Below are 19,218 nucleotides of genomic sequence, written 5' to 3' on the forward strand. Positions count from 1 at the left end.
TATGGGACAAATGAATGAAGCAAGGGACCGGATAGAAGAAATTCTAAATGGAAAAGAATATCGAATTTACCATGATGAATCAAGGAACGTGTTTCAAGAATGGTGGGAGCAAATAAAAGAATGGCTGGCTGATTTTATCGAAAATTTATTTCCCGCAATTGAATCTGGGAGCGATGCTGCAGAAGTGGTGCTCATCCTTATCATTCTTGGAGCTCTTTTGCTATTAGGTATTGCGGTCTTTTTGCTTGTACGAAATAAAAGGAGAAATACAAAGTTAAGTAAACATAAGCCCCTTCATTCAACTCAAGAACTAAATTGGACATATCATAAGCATTTACAAGAGGCTTTAAAACATGAAAAAAATCAGGATTTTTCACCTGCGACTAGGCATCTATTTTTGGCACTTCTCCTATTTTTCCATGATAAAGAGTGGTTAGAGGCGAAATTATGGAAAACAAATTGGGAGTATTATGACGAACTCCGTAAAGTAAAACAGGCTTGGGCCGATGAATTTTATGATTTAGCATTGGTGTTCGATGAGGTTGCATATGGAGAATATGAGATTGATCGAGTAGAATACAATCATTTTCGAGAAAAAGCCTTTGCTTGGATAGAACACCCAGAAGGAGGAAAGGAGAAGCAACATGCAAAACCGTAAAATATGGATTACCTTAATTGGGCTCATCGCGCTCCTTCTCTTTCTAACGTATTTTATTGATTCATATAACCCAAAGGTGTATCCACATTATGCATCTGATTCTCCTTCTCCAACCGGTGTAAAAGCGATTTATACATATTTAAACGATGAGCATAAGGTTAAAAGATGGTCACATTCACCAAACCTTCTTACCAACCAAGATGCAAATCAAGTTCTAATAATGGTGGAACCTTATTTCACTCCAGAACAGGAAGAAGTACAGGGGTATCTTGATTTTATAGAGGCTGGAAACAAAATTATTTTGTTTAAATCCAATCCACGAGGGATGTTTGATATTAAAACCCTTCCAGTAGAAACCAACCCTTTTAATGAGGAAGCAATTACCATCGAAAACAAAGATGGGAAAGAATTTGATGCATTTTTCCAAGCCGGAAATAGAATCATTCCTAGTGAAAGAGAAACGGTACTTTTAGAAGATGATGTTGGCGTATTAGCAACAAGTCAAAAAATAGGGAAAGGTGAACTCATCACAACCATTTCACCAGAGTGGATGTTGAATGGCAATCTATTAAACTATGATCATATTCCACTAGTATTATCATTGATTGAAGATAAAGATGTTTCCGTTTATTATTTTGATGAATATGTTCACGGAACGAAAAATGCCTCTACAGTTACAACCTTATACCCTGCTTGGTTTTTAGTGTTACTTTTACAAGGTGGAATTATCGTTATACTATGGGTTTGGTACAAAGGTAAACGGTTTGGACCAATTATTGTTCCCCGCGAAGAAACGGTCCGATTTAGTGACGAAAGTATTCGAGCATTGAGCGCATGGTATTTGAGAGGGCGCTACTACCATGAATCTATAAATATACAAGCAGATTACGTGAAGCAGCTTTTACAGGAAAAATGGGGAATTCCATTTCAGCGGGATTGGTCGGACCTTTCTACAAAATTGATTCAACGAGGGACTGGAAAAAATGAAAGGGAAATTAAACGATATCTTGATGACCTCACAAAAATAGTAAAGACTGAAAAACTATCCAAACAAGATTATTTGTTATGGTCAAATAAATTAGATGAATTACGAAAAGAGGTGGAGAAAGGATGAGATCGGAACTTGCATCCTTACTAGAGAAATATGAACAACGAATATTAGGTCAAAATATGAATCTCAGGCTTTTACTTTCTGCCATTCTAGCTGGCGGTCATGTCTTGATTGAAGGTGTTCCTGGAACCGGAAAAACACAAATGGTACGAACTCTCGCCACTTTACTTAGTGGAGATTTTAATCGAATCCAGTTTACACCAGATCTTTTACCAAGTGATATTACAGGAAGTATGATTTACAACATGAAGGAAGGTCGTTTTGAAACATTAAGAGGACCCGTTTTTACTAATATCCTTTTAGCTGATGAAATTAACCGTACACCGGCTAAAACCCAAGCAGCCTTGTTAGAAGCCATGGAAGAAAAACAGGTTACAATTCAAGGTGAGACATACAAGTTACCTGAGGTATTCTTTGTTGTAGCCACACAGAACCCTATTGAATTTGAGGGAACTTACCGATTACCAGAGGCTCAACAGGACCGTTTTTTATTTAAACTTTTTATTGATTTCCCAGCATTTGCTGAAGAAAAAAATGTTGTGAAACAAGTAGTTGAACAAATATTTAATAAAGAAACAGCATCTAGTATTCTTGATCTAAACACCTTTTTATCCATACGCAATGAAATTGAGAAAGTTATTTTGGGTGACGGTGTTCTCGATTATATCATGCAAATTGTACGGAAAACGAGGGAATCTGAAGCCATTCGATTTGGAGCAAGCACAAGGGCTGCTATTTCGATGGCGAAGGCGGCACAGGCGTGGGCGTATTTGGCTGGTCGAGATTATATCACACCAGATGATGTGAAATTGATTTCAAAGCCTGCGTTAAGGCATAGGATTCAGTTATCTCCACATGCAGAATTGGAGGGAATCACCATTGACGAAATCATTGAAGAGCTTGTGGGATCGGTTCCTGTTCCTCGATAGGGGGATACTGCCTACAACGAGGTTGATTTTAGTTTTACTATTTCTTTCGATCGGGTTTTTGGTGTTATCATCATTTGAGTTATCATGGGGACTGATCTTTGGTCTTAATCTATTTGTTCTTTTTGGTAGTTTAGTTGACTTATTTTTTTCACCAAGAAAAAAGTATTTATCTGCCGTTCGAAAATTACCGTCTGAAGTGGAGAGAGGACTTCCAACTCAGATTGAGGTTGAAATTTCCAACAATTCCACATATGGTCTTTCCTATCGATTAGTAGATGGTATTCCAGATTCATTTACGAATTCCTTTCCTATCAAAGGAAAGATTTCAGGTGAGACGACTTCACGAATCACTTACCAAATAGAAGCAATGGAACGCGGTGATTATCATATTAAAAAGCTATATTTTCGATACAAGAGTGTACTTGGTTTATGGGAAAAACAACTCACTTTAACCATAGAAGACCAAGTAAAAGTAATTCCTGATCTCTCAGAAACTAGGCAATACCTTGAAAATGCACAGAAATTCTTGTTGTATGAAGGTGTAAAAATTCGCAAGCAACAAACCGGAACAGGCGAGTTTTCTAAAATCAGGAGTTATGTGGTCGGTGATGATCCGCGAACAATCAATTGGAGACAAACTGCTAAGTTACATGAAGTCATGACAAATGAGTATGAACCAGAACATGGAAAGTATATTACGATATTACTTGATTGTGGCAGAATGATGGGTGCTGAGTTAGAAAAGGGGAATCGTCTTGAAAGAGCGATTGAATCAGCAATTACTGTAGCGACAGCAGCTCTTCAAAATGGAGATTATGTATCCATGCTAGCTTTTTCAACAGATGTAAAAGTTTTTGTCCCAGCCGGAAAAGGGATCACACATCTTCAAACGATTTTACAAGCGATATACAATCTTAAAGTAGATGCAGTTGAATCCAATTATGGGGCTGTTTTATCTTATTTAGAAACCGTCCAAAAGAAGCGGAGTCTGCTTTTAATGTTTAGTGATGTACAAACGTTCGTTCGAGAAGAAAGTGCGTTGATTTATTTACGAAAATTACGAAAACGGCATTTTTTTCTAATGATTGGTGTAGAGGATGAAACTCTAAACCAGAGGATTAAGGAGAAGCCAACAACTATTCAAAAAGCGATGCTAAAAAGTATGGCACAGCAGCAAACGCTTGTAAAAAAGAGAGAAAAACAAAAATGGGAAAACCAAGGCCTCATGATGGTAGAGGCCAAGGAGGATAAGTTAGCAGTTACAGCCGTTTCCTATTATATTGATATTATGAATCGGAATTTGCTGTAGCTTCTTTTCTCATTAAAAAGAGTTTCCCAGTCAAGATATAGAAGATTAACCCAATTACTGTAATGAATGCAACGGCGTATTTGGCTTCAAGCGAAATAGTCGCAGGTGTGATGAAGCCTTCGATGATACCAGCAATGACAAATAACGGTATAGTGCCTAAAAGTAGTTGAACAGAGCGTTTCGCCTGTATTTTTAGCTGATAACCTCTAGTGTATGGACCTGGGACTAGCAGCTTGTATCCCATTAACAGTCCAGCTCCACCTGCTATAAATATAGCCGTAAGCTCGATCATCCCATGTGGGACGATATATGCCCAAAAATCATACGTTTTTCCATAATGCCAAAACAAACCAGCCAAGGCACCGACGATGATACCGTTGTAGATTAAAATATAGACGGTTAACAACCCAAAGGTTATTCCACTAGCGAACGCAAGGATCGCAACTTGAATATTATTTGTCATGATACTTGCTGACATGAGGGGTGAATCAACTCCACCATCTTGACTACCCAAATAGTCTGGATCAACACCTTGAGCTATTTCTGCAGGCAAAATAGAAAACATATGGAGTGGATCCTGTAGGACTGAAAAAAAGCTACCAACGGCACCTAAAGAAAACAAAACAAAAGCAACAACTACAAATTTCCATTGCTCAAGTAAGAGTCCGATAAATTTCGTACTAAAGAAATAGCGAATTTGTTGAAAGCTTGAAACCTGATCTTTATACAAAAGATTATGTGCCTTTGACACAAGACCGTTTAAATAAGGAGTAATCTCCTCATTTGGAAAATAGGTTTGACTATAGGAAAGATGCCCTGCGCATTTTTGGTACAGTCTATGAAACTCGTTAACTTCGTTGCTGCTATGAGATTTTTTACGCTTATTCAAAGTAAATATCACTTGCTCAAGCTGCTTCCACTCATCTCGGTGCTGTTTGACAAATTGTTTCATGTTCAATGTCTAATCACCTCTTGAAATAGCAATAACCTTATTATAGTAATTTTAGAGAAAAATAGAAACTACGAATGTAAAAAACAACCAGAACAGGAGGATCTTTTTTGAGTCAAGAACAGACTAATATTAAAACACCTGAGTATGTTTCCATTCAATTTCAGCTAGCAGGTGTAGGTAGCCGGGCCGCTGCTTTCTTACTTGATACACTAATATTGTCAATTTCAAGTTTGCTTATTTTACTTACTTTATTGCTTATTTTACACGGAGTATCCGATTTTTGGTTGCTTGGTGAAGCGTTTTTTTCTGGACCAGTAGCCATTGCCATTATATTGTTATTTCTATTGAACTGGGGTTATTTTTTTCTTCTCGAATTTTTTGCAGGGGGCAAGACAATTGGAAAAAAACTTGTTGGCATTCGTGTGATTCAGGAAAACGGGCATAGTATAACATTGTTATCAAGTATTATCCGAAATTTTCTACGCATCATTGATTCTTTACCAGCATCCTATTTTTTAGGAATTATCATGATTTTCTTTCACCCGAAACATAAACGATTGGGAGACCTAGTTGCTGGTACAATTGTTATACATGAAAGGCGAGCGAAAAATCTCAAAAAACAAAGTCAACTTGATAAGGAAATTCACAGACGTGGACTTAGAAAAGATTCAATTACAATCGATCAGTGGGCAATCAAATCCTTCGGAAACAAGGAGTGGAAACTTCTGCAAACTTATTGCAATCGATTTTTACAACTAAAAGATGATGTGAAGGACAGGCGGACAAAACAAATTGCTGATATTTTGTTACCAAAGGCAGGAATAGGCGTAACAGGTAAAACATTTGAGCAATTAGAAAATGAGTTATTAGTCCTATATCTAATTTTACGTGATGAATGGGAATTTGAACTTTAAAGTGCTTTAGGCAGTGGTTCTGTAATGCCCGTTAATTTGTAATGTCTTCCTACTTTAGACTGACATCCTAGTAATTTCACTGTATACTTAATCTCGTAAAACAATAAATTGTAATACATATAGGCGATAATACCCACAAAAGCTAGGATAAAGTTGAAAACAGGAGATTTGGAAAACATGGAATGGAAGAAAATTAGTATATGCTGCACACTTACAGCTCTGTTGTTCGGCTGTTCAGCGCAAACCAAGGAAGTAAAAGTTGAGAATACGGAGGTAGAAGTGGCCACAGAAGAAATCATTGCAACTACCAATAAACCGTTGCCTCTTGATCATTCAGAAAAACGTATAAACGAAATTACACATCTTATGGTCCATTTTATTAGCAATGCCGGGCTCAAACCTGAAGATCCCTACAATGTTGAGGATGTCTATTCCATATTTGAAGAATATGGTCTTTCGGTTCATTATCTAATCGATCGCGAGGGAGAAATCTATAGTCTGGTACCTGAAGATAGAGTCGCATATCATGCAGGAAAAGGGAGTTTGCCGGATTTCCCTGAATACGATAATAACATGAATCAATATTCAATCGGGATTGAGCTAATTGCAATCGGAACTAAAGAAGAGATGACAGGGATATTAGATGAAGAGACGTATAATCAAATTGATCCCGCGCTTGCTGGCTATACAGATGCCCAATATCAATCATTGCAGCAGTTAGTAGATAATATCTTGAAGAGAAATCCATTGATTTTACGAGACAGAAGCCACGTGATTGGGCACGATGAATATGCACCTGGAAGAAAAACAGACCCTGGTTCCCTATTTGATTGGACAAGAATCGGATTTTGACTTTATGTATTTTACTTTAGAAAACCATTTCTTTAAAGGACACTTCAATTTAAAGAAATGGTTTTTTATTTTGAAATAATTTGAAAATAGCATGAATATTCCTTATAATGTAAGTGTTTACATGTTTCGTTTTATACTTACTAAAGGGGGAAATGAACTTGTATGTACCTTTGCTTTTAACTCAATTTTTAGATCGTGCTGTCAAACTGTATGGTGAAAAAACTGCACTAATTGATGATGACAAAAGCTTTACGTATGCAGAAGTAAACGATAGAGTAAATCAACTTTCCCGAGGACTAAGACATCTTGGTGTTGAAAAAGGGAATCGTGTTGCTTATTTAGCTCCAAATTCATCAGAAATGTTTGAGGGATTTTATGGAGTTTTTCAAATTGGCGCGATCATTGTTCCATTAAACACAAGATTGATTCCATCTGATTATGAGTACATATTAAATCATAGTGAAACGAAAATCTTGTTTGTCGACCATGAGCTATTAGGACAAATTGAGCCGATTCGTGAAAGATTGAAAACGGTAGAAAAGATTATTGTCCATGGCGAAAAGGATAACAAAGAATGGACGATTTCTTATGAGGAATGGCTCGAATGCTTTGAAAAAGAACCAATCGAACGCCCTGAAATGGATGAGAAAGACATTGCGACACTTTTATATACAAGTGGAACAACTGGAAAACCAAAGGGGGTTATGCTCTCACATCGCAGTAATTACCTTCATGCCTTAACAACCATGCACCACCTTCGCGTATCAGATCGTGATACACTACTTCATATTTTACCGATGTTTCATGTCAATGGCTGGGGCTCACCTTTTTACTATACAGCAAACGGAGCTACACAAGTTTGCTTACGAAAGGTAAAGCCTGAAGAGATTTTTAGAAAAATAGACACAAATAAAGTTACTGTTATGCATATGGCACCAACAGTTCTCAATTCATTATTACAATATACGGCATCAAATGGATTTACAAAGCAAGAACAAGATATTCGAATTGTCATCGCTGGTTCAGCGCCTCCACCAGCATTTGTAAAACGTGTTGAAGAGGAACTCGAATGGGAATTTATCCAAGTATATGGTATGACAGAGGCAGCACCACTTATCACAACATCCATAATCCGAGATACACAGGATCATGCTTCAAAAGAAGAAAAGTATCGCTTAAAAGCAAAAGCGGGCTATGAATTTATAGGAGCAGAGGTACGTGTTGTCAATCAATTCGGGGAAGATGTAGCCCAGGATGGGAAAGAAATTGGGGAAGTGATTGTACGTAGTAACACTGTGATGGAAGGATATTTAAACAATAAAGAAGGTACGGACGAAGTGATTCGAAATGGCTATTATCACACAGGTGATATGGCGATTGTAGATGCAAATGGCAATATCGAAATTGCCGATCGTAAAAAAGACATTATTATCAGTGGTGGGGAAAACATTTCTTCCATCGAGGTTGAAAGTGCATTATACGATCATCCTGCTGTTTTAGAGGTTGCGGTTATTTCCATACCTCATGAGAAGTGGGGAGAGACACCACAGGCAATTGTGGTCAAACGAGAAGGGCATGATGTGACCGAAGAAGAGTTAATTGCATTCTCACGTAGTCGTCTCGCACATTTTAAGGCACCAACAAAGGTGGTCTTTAAAAATGAATTACCTAAAACCGCGTCTGGTAAAATTCAAAAGGTTCATCTTCGGAAGGAATACTGGCAGGAAAAAGAAAAGTTTATTAACTAAAAGGAAGGACCCTAGTCTCCCAATTGGAGAATGGGGTCCTCCAATTATGCACCAAGATTTTGTTCTATTTTTTTGTCTTTTGCAAATGTCCAATTAACCAAAAAGATACCTAGGAAAATAAGCAAGGCTCCCCCATATACAAACCATTCAACAACCTCTTTTAAAATCACCCAGCCTGAAAGAACCCCAAAGAATGGTGCAAGGAACAAGAATGCAGATGTTTTACCAGGGTCACCCGTATTAATTAAGTAAAACCAAATGGCAAATTGAACAATCGAAGCCATGATTGCAAGCCATAAAATGATAGATACAGAGGTAGAGGTAACCGTGATTGTAGGATTTTCAAACGTAAAACTCATCAAGAGTAGTAGAATACCACCGAATAACATTTGATAGGCTGTTAGCACCCAAATATTAAAACGAACGCCCCATTTTTTAATTAACAATGTTCCAATCGACCAGAAAATTGCGGAGCCAAGACCTAATATGACTCCAATTTCTAATTGAAGATGAAAGCCAAGCGTAATGAAAACTCCAGTAAATCCAATGATTACCCCCATCCAATGAAAAAAATGATAGCGAATTCCTAGAAACAACGTACTTAAAATGACAACAAGTAAAGGATTGCTAAATGTGAGGATAGAGGATTCACCAGCAGTTATCGTCCGTAAACTTAGGAAGATACACCCCATCACACCAGTTGTTTGAAAAAGTCCGACGGTGAATATTCGTAACCAATCTTGAAGTTGATTTGGAAGTGGTTTTCTCCATACAAATAACGCCATGAGAATACCTGCAATAGTAAAGCGTAAACCAACGAGAAGAAGTGGCGATACATAATCTAACCCAATTTTTCCTACCGCAAAAGAAGAGCCCATTAACGCAGTAGTGGTCACAACAAGTACACCAAACAAGAAAGGATTCATTTCATAACTCCCACTTTTTTCCTCATCATAGCATAAATTTTGGTTAAACATATACGATTTTTAGCTAAAAACCAAAAGAAAAAGGCAAGCTACATGTGCTTACCTTTTTCAAATATCAATGAGAATTTGACAATACATGAATATCCCTTCTACGCAAGAGTTGGAATTCGTACCAAATACTGAAGTCTAAAAGCTAATTTTTTCATGAAAACCATCATTTTCACGAAAGTATAGAACAACTCTGGGAATAAGCGAAATAGAATATTCAATGTATATCCCTCCACATTGATTAGTAGTGAGAGTAAATATCTCTTCACAGGATTATTATTTACTAACAGCGAATTATCATGTGTACAAGGTATGTTTTAATCGGTACAATGAAAAGATAAAATAGTACATAACCAATTTGGGGAGGAAAAGATTATGGAAAAAGTAACAGTTGGAGAAGTTTTTTCGATTAGTGATGAGTCAGGTGAAGATCAAGAAGTTGAAGTGCTCGGCGTTGTAACGATTGAAGGTACTGAGTACGCTGCAGTAGGTTTTCTCGACGACTTAGAAGAAGATACCGAGGATGATATCGATGTTTTCTTTTTAAAGATTGATGAAGAGGGAGATTTCTCAGCGATTGAAAGTGATGAAGAATTTGATAAAGTGTCCGCTGCCTTTGATGAAATCTTTGATGAAGAATTAGACGAAGAATAAAAACACCTGAACCCCACGAAATTCGGTGGGGTTCTTTATGTTAGGCCCTTTTGATTCTTTAAATAATCCAAAACATATAACAAAAAAGTGCAATTCTATTCAATATTCCACAAAATTCATATAAAATGAACTATAGGCGAAAAACTTTACACAAATGTAAACCAAACTAAACAAAGTTTATCTTTTTGATATGAACTCAGGCGGAATGATTATATGAAAGAGGAGGAAATACTTTGAAAAAAGCATTGTTAAATGTAGATTATACAAATGATTTTGTTGCAAGTGACGGAGCATTGACTTGTGGGAAACCAGGGCAAGATATTGAAAAAGAAATTGTTCGTATCACTGAGGAATTTATTTCAAACGGTGATTATGTTGTATTTGCAATTGATCTTCATAAAGAAGGCGATGACCTACATCCTGAAACAAAGTTATTCCCACCTCACAATATAGAAGATACATCAGGAAGATTTCTATATGGGGATCTTCAAAGAGTTTTCAATGAACAACAAACAAATCCGAATGTGTATTGGATGGATAAAACGAGATATTCTGCGTTTGCTGGAACAGACCTCGAGATTAAGTTGCGGGAACGTGGAATCACTGAAGTTCATATAGTGGGTGTTTGTACAGATATTTGTGTCCTCCACACGGCTGTTGATGCATATAACCGTGGATTTAAAATTGTGATCCACAGTTCAGCAGTTGCAAGCTTTAACCAAGCAGGACATGAGTGGGCACTCGGTCATTTTAAAGATTCAATCGGCGCAGAAGTTCGTTAGGTTATTTACTGGAGGTTATTTTTGATGAACAAACATTTTAACGACGACAGCATGGCATTACATACAGATTTATATCAAATAAACATGGCAGAAATTTATTGGAGGGAAGGATTACATAACCGTAGAGCAGTCTTTGAGGTAAACTTTCGGAAGCTTCCATTTGGGAATGGTTATGCAGTTTATGCTGGACTTGAGAGAATTATCCATTTTCTAGAAAACTTCTCATTCAGTGAGACGGACATCGCCTATTTAAAGGAAGAAGGATATAAAGAGGATTTCCTTAACTATCTTAAGGAACTTCGATTTACGGGCACACTCCGCTCCATGAAGGAAGGAGAAGTCGTTTTTGCAAATGAACCTCTGCTTCGTATTGAAGGTCCAATTTGTGAAGTGGTATTATTAGAAACTCCAATCTTAAATATTATTAATTACCAAACGCTAATTGCCACAAAGGCAGCCCGTATTAAGCATGTTGTTGGAGATCAGGCTGCTATGGAATTCGGTACAAGACGAGCACAAGAAATGGATGCGGCGATTTGGGGAACACGTGCTGCTTATATAGCTGGATTTGATTCAACCTCAAACGTTCGAGCAGGCAAATTATTTGGCATACCCATTTCTGGTACACATGCTCATTCACTAGTACAAGCATATAGAGATGAGTATCAAGCGTTTAAACATTATGCGAGCACTCATAAAGATTGTGTTTTCCTAGTTGATACATATGATACACTGAAATCCGGTGTTCCGAATGCCATTAGAGTTGCTAAGGAAGAAGGAGACAATATTAATTTCATTGGAATACGCCTTGATAGTGGTGACTTGTCCTATTTATCAAAAGAAGCACGAAAAATGCTTGATGCGGCAGGATTTAAGGACGCAAAAATTGTGGCTTCAAATGATCTTGATGAACATACGATTATCAACTTAAAATCCCAAGGAGCTAAAATCGACTCATGGGGTATCGGAACAAAGCTAATTACTGCCTATGACCAACCAGCACTTGGTGCCGTCTACAAACTTGTGTCAATTGAAGATAAAAATGGGGATATGGTAGACACTATAAAAATTAGCGGTAACCCTGAAAAGGTATCTACACCGGGATTAAAGCGAGTGTATAGAATCATTAATAAAAATAGTCTAAAATCTGAAGGTGACTACATTACCCTTGAACACGAGGAACCACAGAATGAGAAACGAATCAAAATGTTCCATCCGGTTCATACATTTATAAGTAAATTTGTTACGAATTTTGAAGCACGTGAATTGCAGTATACGATTTTTGATCATGGGAAACTTGTGTATGAGATTCCAACTTTACAGGAAATCCGCGCGTTTTTAAATGAAAATCTGGAACTACTATGGGATGAGTACAAGCGTCCGACGATGCCAGAGGAATATCCAGTCGACCTTAGCCAAGAATGTTGGAATAATAAAATAAAACGCATTGAAGAAGTAAAGGAAAATATTGAAGAAATGATTGGAAAAATGAACAATTAAAATAAGTTTGTTGCGAAAAGACCATTTTAAAATGGAGGGAACTTTCATGAGTATTCAGCAACAGATAATGAAAGAATTACATGTAAAGCCTACAATTGATCCAAAAGAAGAAATTCAACGTAGAGTGAACTTTTTAAAGGAATATGTCATAAAAAGCAAGACAAATGGATTTGTGCTAGGGATTAGTGGTGGTCAGGATTCTACTTTAGCAGGGAAGCTTTGTCAAATGGCTGCCATGGAACTTCGAAACGAAGGGCATGAGGCCACATTTATTGCTGTTCGTTTGCCTTATCGGATTCAAAAGGATGAAGATGATGCCAAGGCTGCACTTGCTTTTATCAACCCAGACCATGCAATCACCTTTGATATTGCAACTACTGTTGATGCCTTTGTGACTGAGTACAAGAAATCGACTTCTAAAGAGATCAATGATTTTAATAAGGGAAATGTAAAGGCAAGAGAAAGAATGATTGCTCAATATGCTGTTGGAGGAATGCATAATTTATTAGTAGTAGGAACCGATCATGCCGCTGAAGCCGTCACTGGTTTCTTCACGAAATATGGGGATGGAGGAGCAGACATTCTTCCATTAACAGGGTTAACCAAGCGACAAGGACGTGCTCTTTTACAGGCGTTAGGTGCAGAGGAACGTCTGTATTTGAAGGTTCCAACAGCTGATTTATTAGACGTAAAACCATTGCAGGCTGATGAAACAGAGTTAGGGATCAGTTATGAAATTCTTGACGATTATTTGGAAGGAAAAGTAGTATCCAAAGAAGACGCAGAAAAAATAGAAAAACGCTATCAAATATCCAAACATAAACGACATTTACCAGCAAGTATGTTTGATGACTGGTGGAAGTAGTGTTGGGCCTGTTTCTAAAAATAGAGACAGGCTTTTTTCTATATTTGCTTATTGTTTGTTGGAAACTTTTGTTAAAATAAAGGGATAAAAGAACAAAGGAGTTTATCTTTTGAAAAATCTAATGATCATGGTTTCAAGTTTAGTCATTCTGATTTTAATTATTTCCATTTTTCAATATGAAAAATCTTTTGATGAAACATCCCCTGTACAGGAAGATATTTTAAGTCCTTCTGAAAATCGAGAGAGAGCTGAGTCTTTACATCCAAACATTGTGACGGATTCAATTGGGTACAAACTTCAAAATAATGAATTAAAGATTACATATGATAATGGAGATGATTGGGTTACAGTGCCAGTAGAGGTTGAGCAACTATTTAGTGGAGAATATAACGGAAACAAAACAGAGCTTATAAATGACAGTTTTATTCTAACAGATAAAAGAGCCACTTTTTTATATATAGAAGGTGGTATTAAACTAATTACTTCACTCGACAAGGGGATAACATGGCAGGAATCAATGATTTATCAAAATGCTCCAGGCATCAGATTTCGGAAAGTGGATTTCCTAAATGAAAAACATGGATATGTTATTGTTTCTGGCGATCGAACTATGTCTCAGGAATGGTCAGCTACATTTATCACAAATGATGGGGGAAAAACGTGGAGAGAAACAGCGTACCCAGGTACAACAAGGCTTATTTATAATGGTGGTTTTGTCGATGAAAATTCGGGTTTCTTATCGTACGGTATCATCAATCCTGAAGAACCTGATTTTTATGTAACAACAGATGCTGGATTTTCATGGAATAAATCCACATTTTCTATCCCAGAAAAATATAAAAAGATATTTGTGACAGCAGAGCTTCCTTTTAAAGAAGATGATCATCTTGCTGTTCTTCTTAACCAAGGACCTAATGGAGATTATATGGGTGGGAAGGTAAAAGGGAAATTTGTTTCATATGATCAAGGGGTATCGTGGGAGTTTGCATCGGAGGTTACACCAAATGAATAGTCGTAAAAAAGCATTAGGATGGATTTTCTTTGTAATCGCAATCGGATTTTTCTTTCTTCAAATGGGCTATTTTTTCCTTCACTCCAAATTTCTAATCGAGTATAGTGATAATCGATTATTTTATGTGATTAATATTTTGGTTGGAATTTTTTTAAGTCTGTCATTTTGGATGCTGCTACACATAAAGAAGAAAGGAAGGATTCTCAGCTCATCTTTATTAATGTTGTTTTTTATTTTTAATGGCATTCTGCTTTTTAAACATCCGATCAATCAGATCATAAGTGTTTCACCTGATTTTAAGCATATATTCATCATAAAAGATGATAGCGAGGAAGCTCATTATTATCGAACTTATTATGGAATTTTCGCTCGCCAAAAGGAGACTCTTCCATATCAAATGAATGGTGAATATAAAATTGAATGGCTAGCAACTGATGTTGCTGCGATGACATATAAGGCGAAAGACAATTCAATTCACCAATATATTGGTACATATGGTGACCGAGGTAGAGGGGGATCGTATTATTATGTTGGTTCTGCCATTTATGGCGAATGGAAGGGTGGAAATAGCAAAATATCTACTCACTCGGACGGATTTACAGTCGAACATAACGGAAATTCAGCAACCTTTTCCTGGGATGATATTATTCAATTTGGTACTTTAGCAGTTGTTTTAGTTGAAAATAATGAAGCTAAATGGACAATTGCGTTAAATGATGATTTTGGAATGGATCCTTCTACTGGAATAGGTGTAACGGGAACAATAAGCCTTTATAAGGCATCAATGGGCGATGTTGAAATCATTACACTACAAAGATAGGAACGCACTCCTTGATCAGTGCGTTCTCTGATTTTATCGTCTTTTCTTTTTTGAATCGTCAACTGTTTTCTTTTTCACAATCCGGTCTAACTCAACCTGGACATGAATATTTCTTTGATCAATATCGATTACTTTGGAAACTTTTCCTTTTTTTCCTTTTATTTTGATCGCGTCATCAACAGATGGCACCGTTTGCACCAGTTGGGTTAATAAAAGATTTTTATTTTCAAAGTAATGGACAACATACATGCTTATCACCTCTTAGAATCAGTTATAAGAGCCCAAATATTTACGTGATAATATATGTTTAAAATTTGTTTTGGTCCGTAAAACTTGAAAAATAATTTCAATATATTAACCCTTCGTTTAGTATACCATAATGTTATTATGTTAACTTGCGTGCGAATAAAAAAGAACGTCCTTAAATAGGGAAGGTACGTTCTTTTTTATTAATAAGGTATTTCGTTTTATTTTGATGTCATTCCACCAGAAACTACAAATTTCATGGCATCCTCAGGCTTGACGTCAATAATTTCAACTTCATCCTTAGGAATTAAGAAGGTAAAACCTGCAATTTGAAAAGTTTGCTGAATATAAACAGCGATATAGTCCTTCAATGGATCATAAAAACTTTCGACATCTTCAGTCGTGATAAAACCAATTGCTTTTACGTCTGTACCAGGTATCGTCACAAGTGCAACCTTTGAAAATGACTTCTTTTCACCAAGAAAGGAATTGAAGGTATCCTTAATAACAGAGTATAAAGTTTTGATTAACGGAATTCTTTCTAACAATTTGTCAATCAAACGGAAAATAGCTCCCGCAAATACTTTTGTTGATAACCATCCTAGAATCGTAATGACGACAAATGTGAGTAATAATCCAATTCCAGGGATATAATCCTCTCTCAAATACGGCTTAAGGAAATTCCCTAAAATCCCATCTAAAAACAAAAAGACTTTAAAGACTACATACACAACTAAAATAATCGGAACAATTGTCAAAATTCCATTAATAAAATTTCGTAAAATGCTTTTCATTAAAATTTCTCCTTATATCCCTATTGTAATGCTTAAAGATTTTACACCATGGTCAAACTAGAATACAGATGTCCATGGTTCTATTTTTAGGCGTTTTTAAAGGGCAAACTCTGGATTAGCTTGCCCTTTTATCAACTATTTTCATTCGTTTCGGTTCAGGCAATAAAAGATTCATAATGGCTGCAGCCAGAACAATTACGATTGATATATATAAAGATAATTCATAATTACCATAGTTACTATATAATAGTCCTGGAATATAAGCACCTAATGCTGAACCAATTTGATGACTAAGAGATAAACACCCAACAATAAATCCAATTGAATAGTTTTTAAAATATTGAGTTAATAATAATTGAGTAGGTGCAACTGTAGCAAAATCGACGAATCCAAAAATAGCTGCAAATATTAACAATAACACAGTGTTATGAGAGTAAACTAGTATGCCAATTGATATTGCACGTGTAAAATAAATAAAAACTAATAGTTTACGGCTACTTGATAGCACCAGAAAGCAAGATTCCAACAAGATTACAAGCCGCTAAAATACTTACTGCTGTTCCTGTTACAGTTGCTGAAAATCCAGGGTGGTGGGATAAAGGAATTAGGTGAGTATCCATTAAACTATTTGTCGTAAACCCACAGACAGCAAAAGGTAACATTAAAAACCAAAATTCGCGGATTTTAAACAGAACTTTAAGTGAAACAGGCTTCTTTACAGGTTCTGTCCCAGATTCTTCTTTCTCATTTATTTTTCCGCCCAAAGGCTCCACAGCTTTTTCATCGGGATGGTTACGTAAAAAGAAGAGTACGACAGGAAACACGATGACGATTAGCAGAGCTCCTAAAATAAAAATCGTGGTTCTCCAATCAAACCAGTGAATTAACATAAGAGAGCCAGGTACAAGGAGCATTTGTCCAAATCCAAAGCCAGCTTCCATAATCCCTAACGCAAGACCACGCTTTTTATTAAACCAATTCGTAATAAGAACTGTGCCGGCAACATTCGATGCACCGCCAACACCAACTGATACGAGTGAGTAAAGGACGAATAATTGCCAAGGCTGCGTAACAAAAGTAATAAGAAAGAAACTAATTCCTACAATAAACGTACTAATAGATAAAATAAGACGCGCACCATATCTGTCTATGAATCTCCCAATAAAAGGTTGTGATAAACCATAGATGACAAACTTATAGTTGAAATGAGTGAAGTTGTCGCCCTGTCCATATGTAAGTCTTGCTCCCAAGGCTCAACAAACGCTCCGAATGCTAATCTTCCTCCTTGAACTGCTAAAAATGCGAGGAAAGTCACAAATACAATCATCCACGCATAATGAAATTTACCCTTCATTTTAATCCCCTTCGCCTAATGTAAAAGTTGAATTTCCAATGATTACTATTCGATGTGCTCTCAATATTAATGTTATACTATCAAACTTTTATCAGACCTTTCAATTCTTTTTTAATAGTCTTAACGCTATGCGTTGTAAAAGCCCTTCCTTTCCGAAAACAAAAACATATTTTATTAATATAGTCTGAAATAAAAAGGAGGGCAGAGTGATGAGCGACAGAAGAGGGTTCGGTTTTTGTATGCCTGGTTATAGATGGTGTGGTCCAGGCTGTGGAGGTTCTGGTCCGCCGACAAATCAGGTAGATTCATGTTGTATGAGACATGACCTATGCTATCGACGATATGGCCCGTCACGGGAATGTGACCTTGCTTTTATGGAGTGTTTGCGAAAACAGAGAAACCGATATACAAAAGAGGGAAGAGATGCAGCATTATTTTATGGTGCAATGAGATTTAGAAATTTATTTAGACAATAAAAAAGGGTGCCAATCAAATCCTACAAAATAGGGGATTGGCACTTTTTCTGTATTAGGCAGTCCCTAGAGAGACTCCAATTTTTTTCAAATAATGACGATATGCAATACTCATACGGTCAGATTTTAATGAAAGCTCAACCTGTAGATCTAATGGAAGATCTTCTGGCTTTTGATTTTCAACAATTGGCTTGTCCTGTGCAAAAATCATATCTTGGAACTTAACCGTTTCTTCATCAGTTGTTCCAGTATCATAGTTAAAGGAAATAATACCATGTGCAATTGATTTTCCTTCTGTTACAGGTTGAATCATTAGCACAATTGACATTTTATTATCATTATCAGGGTCTCTCTTCGTAAATTGAACAACGAGAGGATTGAAAATTTCATACGTATAATATACATCCTTAGCAACTCCAGTACCATCTGGATCTGGTTGGAAGATTGCGATTTCATCAGAATAGATACGCTCTTTATCTTGGTGAACATTATAATCACTGATTACAGGTTTCTCTTGTACACCTAGAAATCCTTCATGAACAAAAGCAAGATGACCTACATCAAGGAAGTTCTCGACAACTCTTGGTGGGTTCGCATTAATTTCCGTTTGTCCCCATAAAACATTATGGTAGCTTTCATCAACAAACGGGCGATAAGTAAACATTCTAGGATTATTATTATTTAAATTCACCCATACATAGCCATATTCTTCACGGCAAGAATACTTAATTGCCTTTGCTTTTAATGGAATCTTTCTTCCTTCAGGCAATTGAGGAATCTTTGTACAATCTCCTTCAGAGTTATATTCCCAGCCATGGTATGGACAAACGAGCTGCCCGTCTTTTACACATCCTAATGAAAGAGCTGCACCGCGGTGTATACAAAGGTCTTTAAAAGCATGAATACCTTCTTCTGTTCTAAATAAAACAATTCTTTCACCTAGTACGATCACTTGTTGTGGTTCTTCTTTAATATCTTTAGCTTTTGCTGCAACAACCCATTGATCTCTTAATACTTGGTCTTCAACTAACATGACCAATCCTCCTTGTTTTGTGTAATTCCTCATTCCATTTTATATAGATAAATGATTAAAGTCAACGAAAACCGAACATTAATAAATTAATAAAATAAAATATTCGTATTTAGTATTTACATTTTTAAAAACCTTTTTTATAATGCAAATATGCTATACAACATGTTAATAGTGTTATTTCACACATTCATGCTGTATTCCATTGGCTACAGGAGTTTATACTCTGAAAAAATATTAT

At 36.5% G+C, this 19,218-nt stretch carries 19 protein-coding genes and 1 pseudogene; 14 read left to right on the top strand and 6 right to left on the bottom strand.

Features of this window, described 5'->3' with window-relative positions; all coding sequences use genetic code 11:
• Position 1: 1 nt before the first annotated feature.
• Genes ABC371_RS17400 through ABC371_RS17415 form a run of 4 tightly spaced genes read left to right on the top strand, consistent with a single transcriptional unit; the run spans position 2 to position 4,007 of the window.
• On the top strand, positions 2 to 658 hold the full coding sequence (locus tag ABC371_RS17400) for a DUF4129 domain-containing protein (RefSeq protein WP_412897942.1): 657 nt from the start codon (positions 2 to 4) through the stop codon (positions 656 to 658).
• On the top strand, positions 645 to 1,772 hold the full coding sequence (locus ABC371_RS17405; RefSeq protein ID WP_412897943.1) for a DUF4350 domain-containing protein: 1,128 nt from the start codon (positions 645 to 647) through the stop codon (positions 1,770 to 1,772). The genes ABC371_RS17400 and ABC371_RS17405 overlap by 14 nt, the downstream gene beginning before the upstream one ends.
• Positions 1,769 to 2,698, top strand: coding sequence for an AAA family ATPase (locus ABC371_RS17410; protein WP_412897944.1), 930 nt, complete (start codon positions 1,769 to 1,771; stop codon positions 2,696 to 2,698). Before ABC371_RS17405 ends, ABC371_RS17410 begins: the two co-directional genes overlap by 4 nt.
• The gene (locus tag ABC371_RS17415; RefSeq protein WP_412897945.1) at positions 2,649 to 4,007 is read left to right on the top strand and encodes a DUF58 domain-containing protein; all 1,359 of its coding nucleotides are present in this window, start codon (positions 2,649 to 2,651) and stop codon (positions 4,005 to 4,007) included. The genes ABC371_RS17410 and ABC371_RS17415 overlap by 50 nt, the downstream gene beginning before the upstream one ends.
• On the opposite strand, the gene ABC371_RS17420 is transcribed toward ABC371_RS17415, so the two are convergent.
• The gene (locus tag ABC371_RS17420) at positions 3,985 to 4,965 is read right to left on the bottom strand and encodes a stage II sporulation protein M (RefSeq protein ID WP_412897946.1); all 981 of its coding nucleotides are present in this window, start codon (positions 4,963 to 4,965) and stop codon (positions 3,985 to 3,987) included. The genes ABC371_RS17415 and ABC371_RS17420 overlap by 23 nt on opposite strands.
• Before the next feature lie 101 nt (positions 4,966 to 5,066).
• Between ABC371_RS17420 and ABC371_RS17425 the strand changes: the two genes are divergently transcribed.
• The 3 genes from ABC371_RS17425 to ABC371_RS17435 all read left to right on the top strand — a co-directional run bounded on the left by ABC371_RS17425 (position 5,067) and on the right by ABC371_RS17435 (position 8,473).
• On the top strand, positions 5,067 to 5,873 hold the full coding sequence (locus ABC371_RS17425) for an RDD family protein (protein ID WP_412897947.1): 807 nt from the start codon (positions 5,067 to 5,069) through the stop codon (positions 5,871 to 5,873).
• A 177-nt stretch (positions 5,874 to 6,050) separates the two neighbouring features.
• Positions 6,051 to 6,725 (top strand): N-acetylmuramoyl-L-alanine amidase, encoded by a 675-nt coding sequence (locus tag ABC371_RS17430; protein ID WP_412897948.1) that lies wholly within the window; start codon positions 6,051 to 6,053, stop codon positions 6,723 to 6,725.
• A gap of 152 nt (positions 6,726 to 6,877) precedes the next feature.
• Entirely contained in the window at positions 6,878 to 8,473 is a 1,596-nt protein-coding gene (locus tag ABC371_RS17435; RefSeq protein WP_412897949.1) for a long-chain-fatty-acid--CoA ligase, read from the top strand.
• Positions 8,474 to 8,517: 44 nt separating this feature from the next.
• Here ABC371_RS17435 and ABC371_RS17440 read toward each other — a convergent pair whose 3' ends face one another.
• Entirely contained in the window at positions 8,518 to 9,399 is an 882-nt protein-coding gene (locus tag ABC371_RS17440) for a DMT family transporter (RefSeq protein WP_412897950.1), read from the bottom strand.
• Positions 9,400 to 9,822: 423 nt separating this feature from the next.
• On the opposite strand from ABC371_RS17440, the gene ABC371_RS17445 reads away from it, so the two are divergent.
• From ABC371_RS17445 to ABC371_RS17470, 6 genes are all read left to right on the top strand, one after another.
• Complete coding sequence (locus ABC371_RS17445; RefSeq protein ID WP_412897951.1) at positions 9,823 to 10,101, top strand: DUF1292 domain-containing protein; 279 nt, start codon at positions 9,823 to 9,825, stop codon at positions 10,099 to 10,101.
• A 233-nt stretch (positions 10,102 to 10,334) separates the two neighbouring features.
• Positions 10,335 to 10,883 (top strand): cysteine hydrolase family protein, encoded by a 549-nt coding sequence (locus ABC371_RS17450; protein ID WP_412897952.1) that lies wholly within the window; start codon positions 10,335 to 10,337, stop codon positions 10,881 to 10,883.
• Between the two features lie 24 nt (positions 10,884 to 10,907).
• Complete coding sequence (locus ABC371_RS17455; protein ID WP_412897953.1) at positions 10,908 to 12,383, top strand: nicotinate phosphoribosyltransferase; 1,476 nt, start codon at positions 10,908 to 10,910, stop codon at positions 12,381 to 12,383.
• A 46-nt stretch (positions 12,384 to 12,429) separates the two neighbouring features.
• A complete protein-coding gene (nadE, locus tag ABC371_RS17460) occupies positions 12,430 to 13,248 on the top strand; it encodes an NAD(+) synthase (protein WP_412897954.1) in 819 nt (272 codons plus the stop codon).
• A 109-nt stretch (positions 13,249 to 13,357) separates the two neighbouring features.
• Positions 13,358 to 14,260, top strand: coding sequence for a WD40/YVTN/BNR-like repeat-containing protein (locus ABC371_RS17465; protein ID WP_412897955.1), 903 nt, complete (start codon positions 13,358 to 13,360; stop codon positions 14,258 to 14,260).
• Positions 14,253 to 15,080, top strand: a complete 828-nt coding sequence (locus ABC371_RS17470) for a hypothetical protein (RefSeq protein ID WP_412897956.1) — start codon at positions 14,253 to 14,255, stop codon at positions 15,078 to 15,080. Before ABC371_RS17465 ends, ABC371_RS17470 begins: the two co-directional genes overlap by 8 nt.
• A 33-nt stretch (positions 15,081 to 15,113) precedes the next feature.
• Here the strand turns inward: ABC371_RS17470 and ABC371_RS17475 are convergent, their stop codons facing one another.
• From ABC371_RS17475 to ABC371_RS17485, 3 genes and pseudogenes are all read right to left on the bottom strand, one after another.
• Complete coding sequence (locus ABC371_RS17475; RefSeq protein WP_412897957.1) at positions 15,114 to 15,329, bottom strand: hypothetical protein; 216 nt, start codon at positions 15,327 to 15,329, stop codon at positions 15,114 to 15,116.
• A gap of 218 nt (positions 15,330 to 15,547) precedes the next feature.
• The gene (locus ABC371_RS17480; protein WP_412897958.1) at positions 15,548 to 16,120 is read right to left on the bottom strand and encodes a DUF502 domain-containing protein; all 573 of its coding nucleotides are present in this window, start codon (positions 16,118 to 16,120) and stop codon (positions 15,548 to 15,550) included.
• Positions 16,121 to 16,235: 115 nt separating this feature from the next.
• Positions 16,236 to 17,474: pseudogene (locus tag ABC371_RS17485) on the bottom strand (MFS transporter).
• Positions 17,475 to 17,683: 209 nt separating this feature from the next.
• Here ABC371_RS17485 and ABC371_RS17490 point away from each other — a divergent pair.
• Positions 17,684 to 17,950: a phospholipase A2 family protein gene (locus ABC371_RS17490; protein WP_412897959.1), complete on the top strand. Its 267-nt coding sequence runs from the start codon at positions 17,684 to 17,686 to the stop codon at positions 17,948 to 17,950.
• Positions 17,951 to 18,002: 52 nt separating this feature from the next.
• Here the strand turns inward: ABC371_RS17490 and ABC371_RS17495 are convergent, their stop codons facing one another.
• Positions 18,003 to 18,980, bottom strand: a complete 978-nt coding sequence (locus ABC371_RS17495) for a Rieske 2Fe-2S domain-containing protein (RefSeq protein ID WP_412897960.1) — start codon at positions 18,978 to 18,980, stop codon at positions 18,003 to 18,005.
• Positions 18,981 to 19,218 lie beyond the last annotated feature (238 nt).

Origin of the sequence: Bacillus jepli (genome assembly GCF_047238305.1) — a bacterium.
In the GTDB taxonomy this organism is placed as follows: Bacteria; Bacillota; Bacilli; order Bacillales; family Bacillaceae_L; genus Ferdinandcohnia.

Coding starts and splice junctions, on each gene's coding strand:
- ABC371_RS17400 (WP_412897942.1), top strand. CDS start 2: ATGGGACAAATGAATGAAGCAAGGGACCGGATAGAAGAAATTCTAAAT.
- ABC371_RS17405 (WP_412897943.1), top strand. CDS start 645: ATGCAAAACCGTAAAATATGGATTACCTTAATTGGGCTCATCGCGCTC.
- ABC371_RS17410 (WP_412897944.1), top strand. CDS start 1,769: ATGAGATCGGAACTTGCATCCTTACTAGAGAAATATGAACAACGAATA.
- ABC371_RS17430 (WP_412897948.1), top strand. CDS start 6,051: ATGGAATGGAAGAAAATTAGTATATGCTGCACACTTACAGCTCTGTTG.
- ABC371_RS17435 (WP_412897949.1), top strand. CDS start 6,878: ATGAACTTGTATGTACCTTTGCTTTTAACTCAATTTTTAGATCGTGCT.
- ABC371_RS17440 (WP_412897950.1), bottom strand. CDS start 9,399: ATGAATCCTTTCTTGTTTGGTGTACTTGTTGTGACCACTACTGCGTTA.
- ABC371_RS17445 (WP_412897951.1), top strand. CDS start 9,823: ATGGAAAAAGTAACAGTTGGAGAAGTTTTTTCGATTAGTGATGAGTCA.
- ABC371_RS17455 (WP_412897953.1), top strand. CDS start 10,908: ATGAACAAACATTTTAACGACGACAGCATGGCATTACATACAGATTTA.
- nadE (WP_412897954.1), top strand. CDS start 12,430: ATGAGTATTCAGCAACAGATAATGAAAGAATTACATGTAAAGCCTACA.
- ABC371_RS17470 (WP_412897956.1), top strand. CDS start 14,253: ATGAATAGTCGTAAAAAAGCATTAGGATGGATTTTCTTTGTAATCGCA.
- ABC371_RS17475 (WP_412897957.1), bottom strand. CDS start 15,329: ATGTATGTTGTCCATTACTTTGAAAATAAAAATCTTTTATTAACCCAA.
- ABC371_RS17480 (WP_412897958.1), bottom strand. CDS start 16,120: ATGAAAAGCATTTTACGAAATTTTATTAATGGAATTTTGACAATTGTT.
- ABC371_RS17490 (WP_412897959.1), top strand. CDS start 17,684: ATGAGCGACAGAAGAGGGTTCGGTTTTTGTATGCCTGGTTATAGATGG.
- ABC371_RS17495 (WP_412897960.1), bottom strand. CDS start 18,980: ATGTTAGTTGAAGACCAAGTATTAAGAGATCAATGGGTTGTTGCAGCA.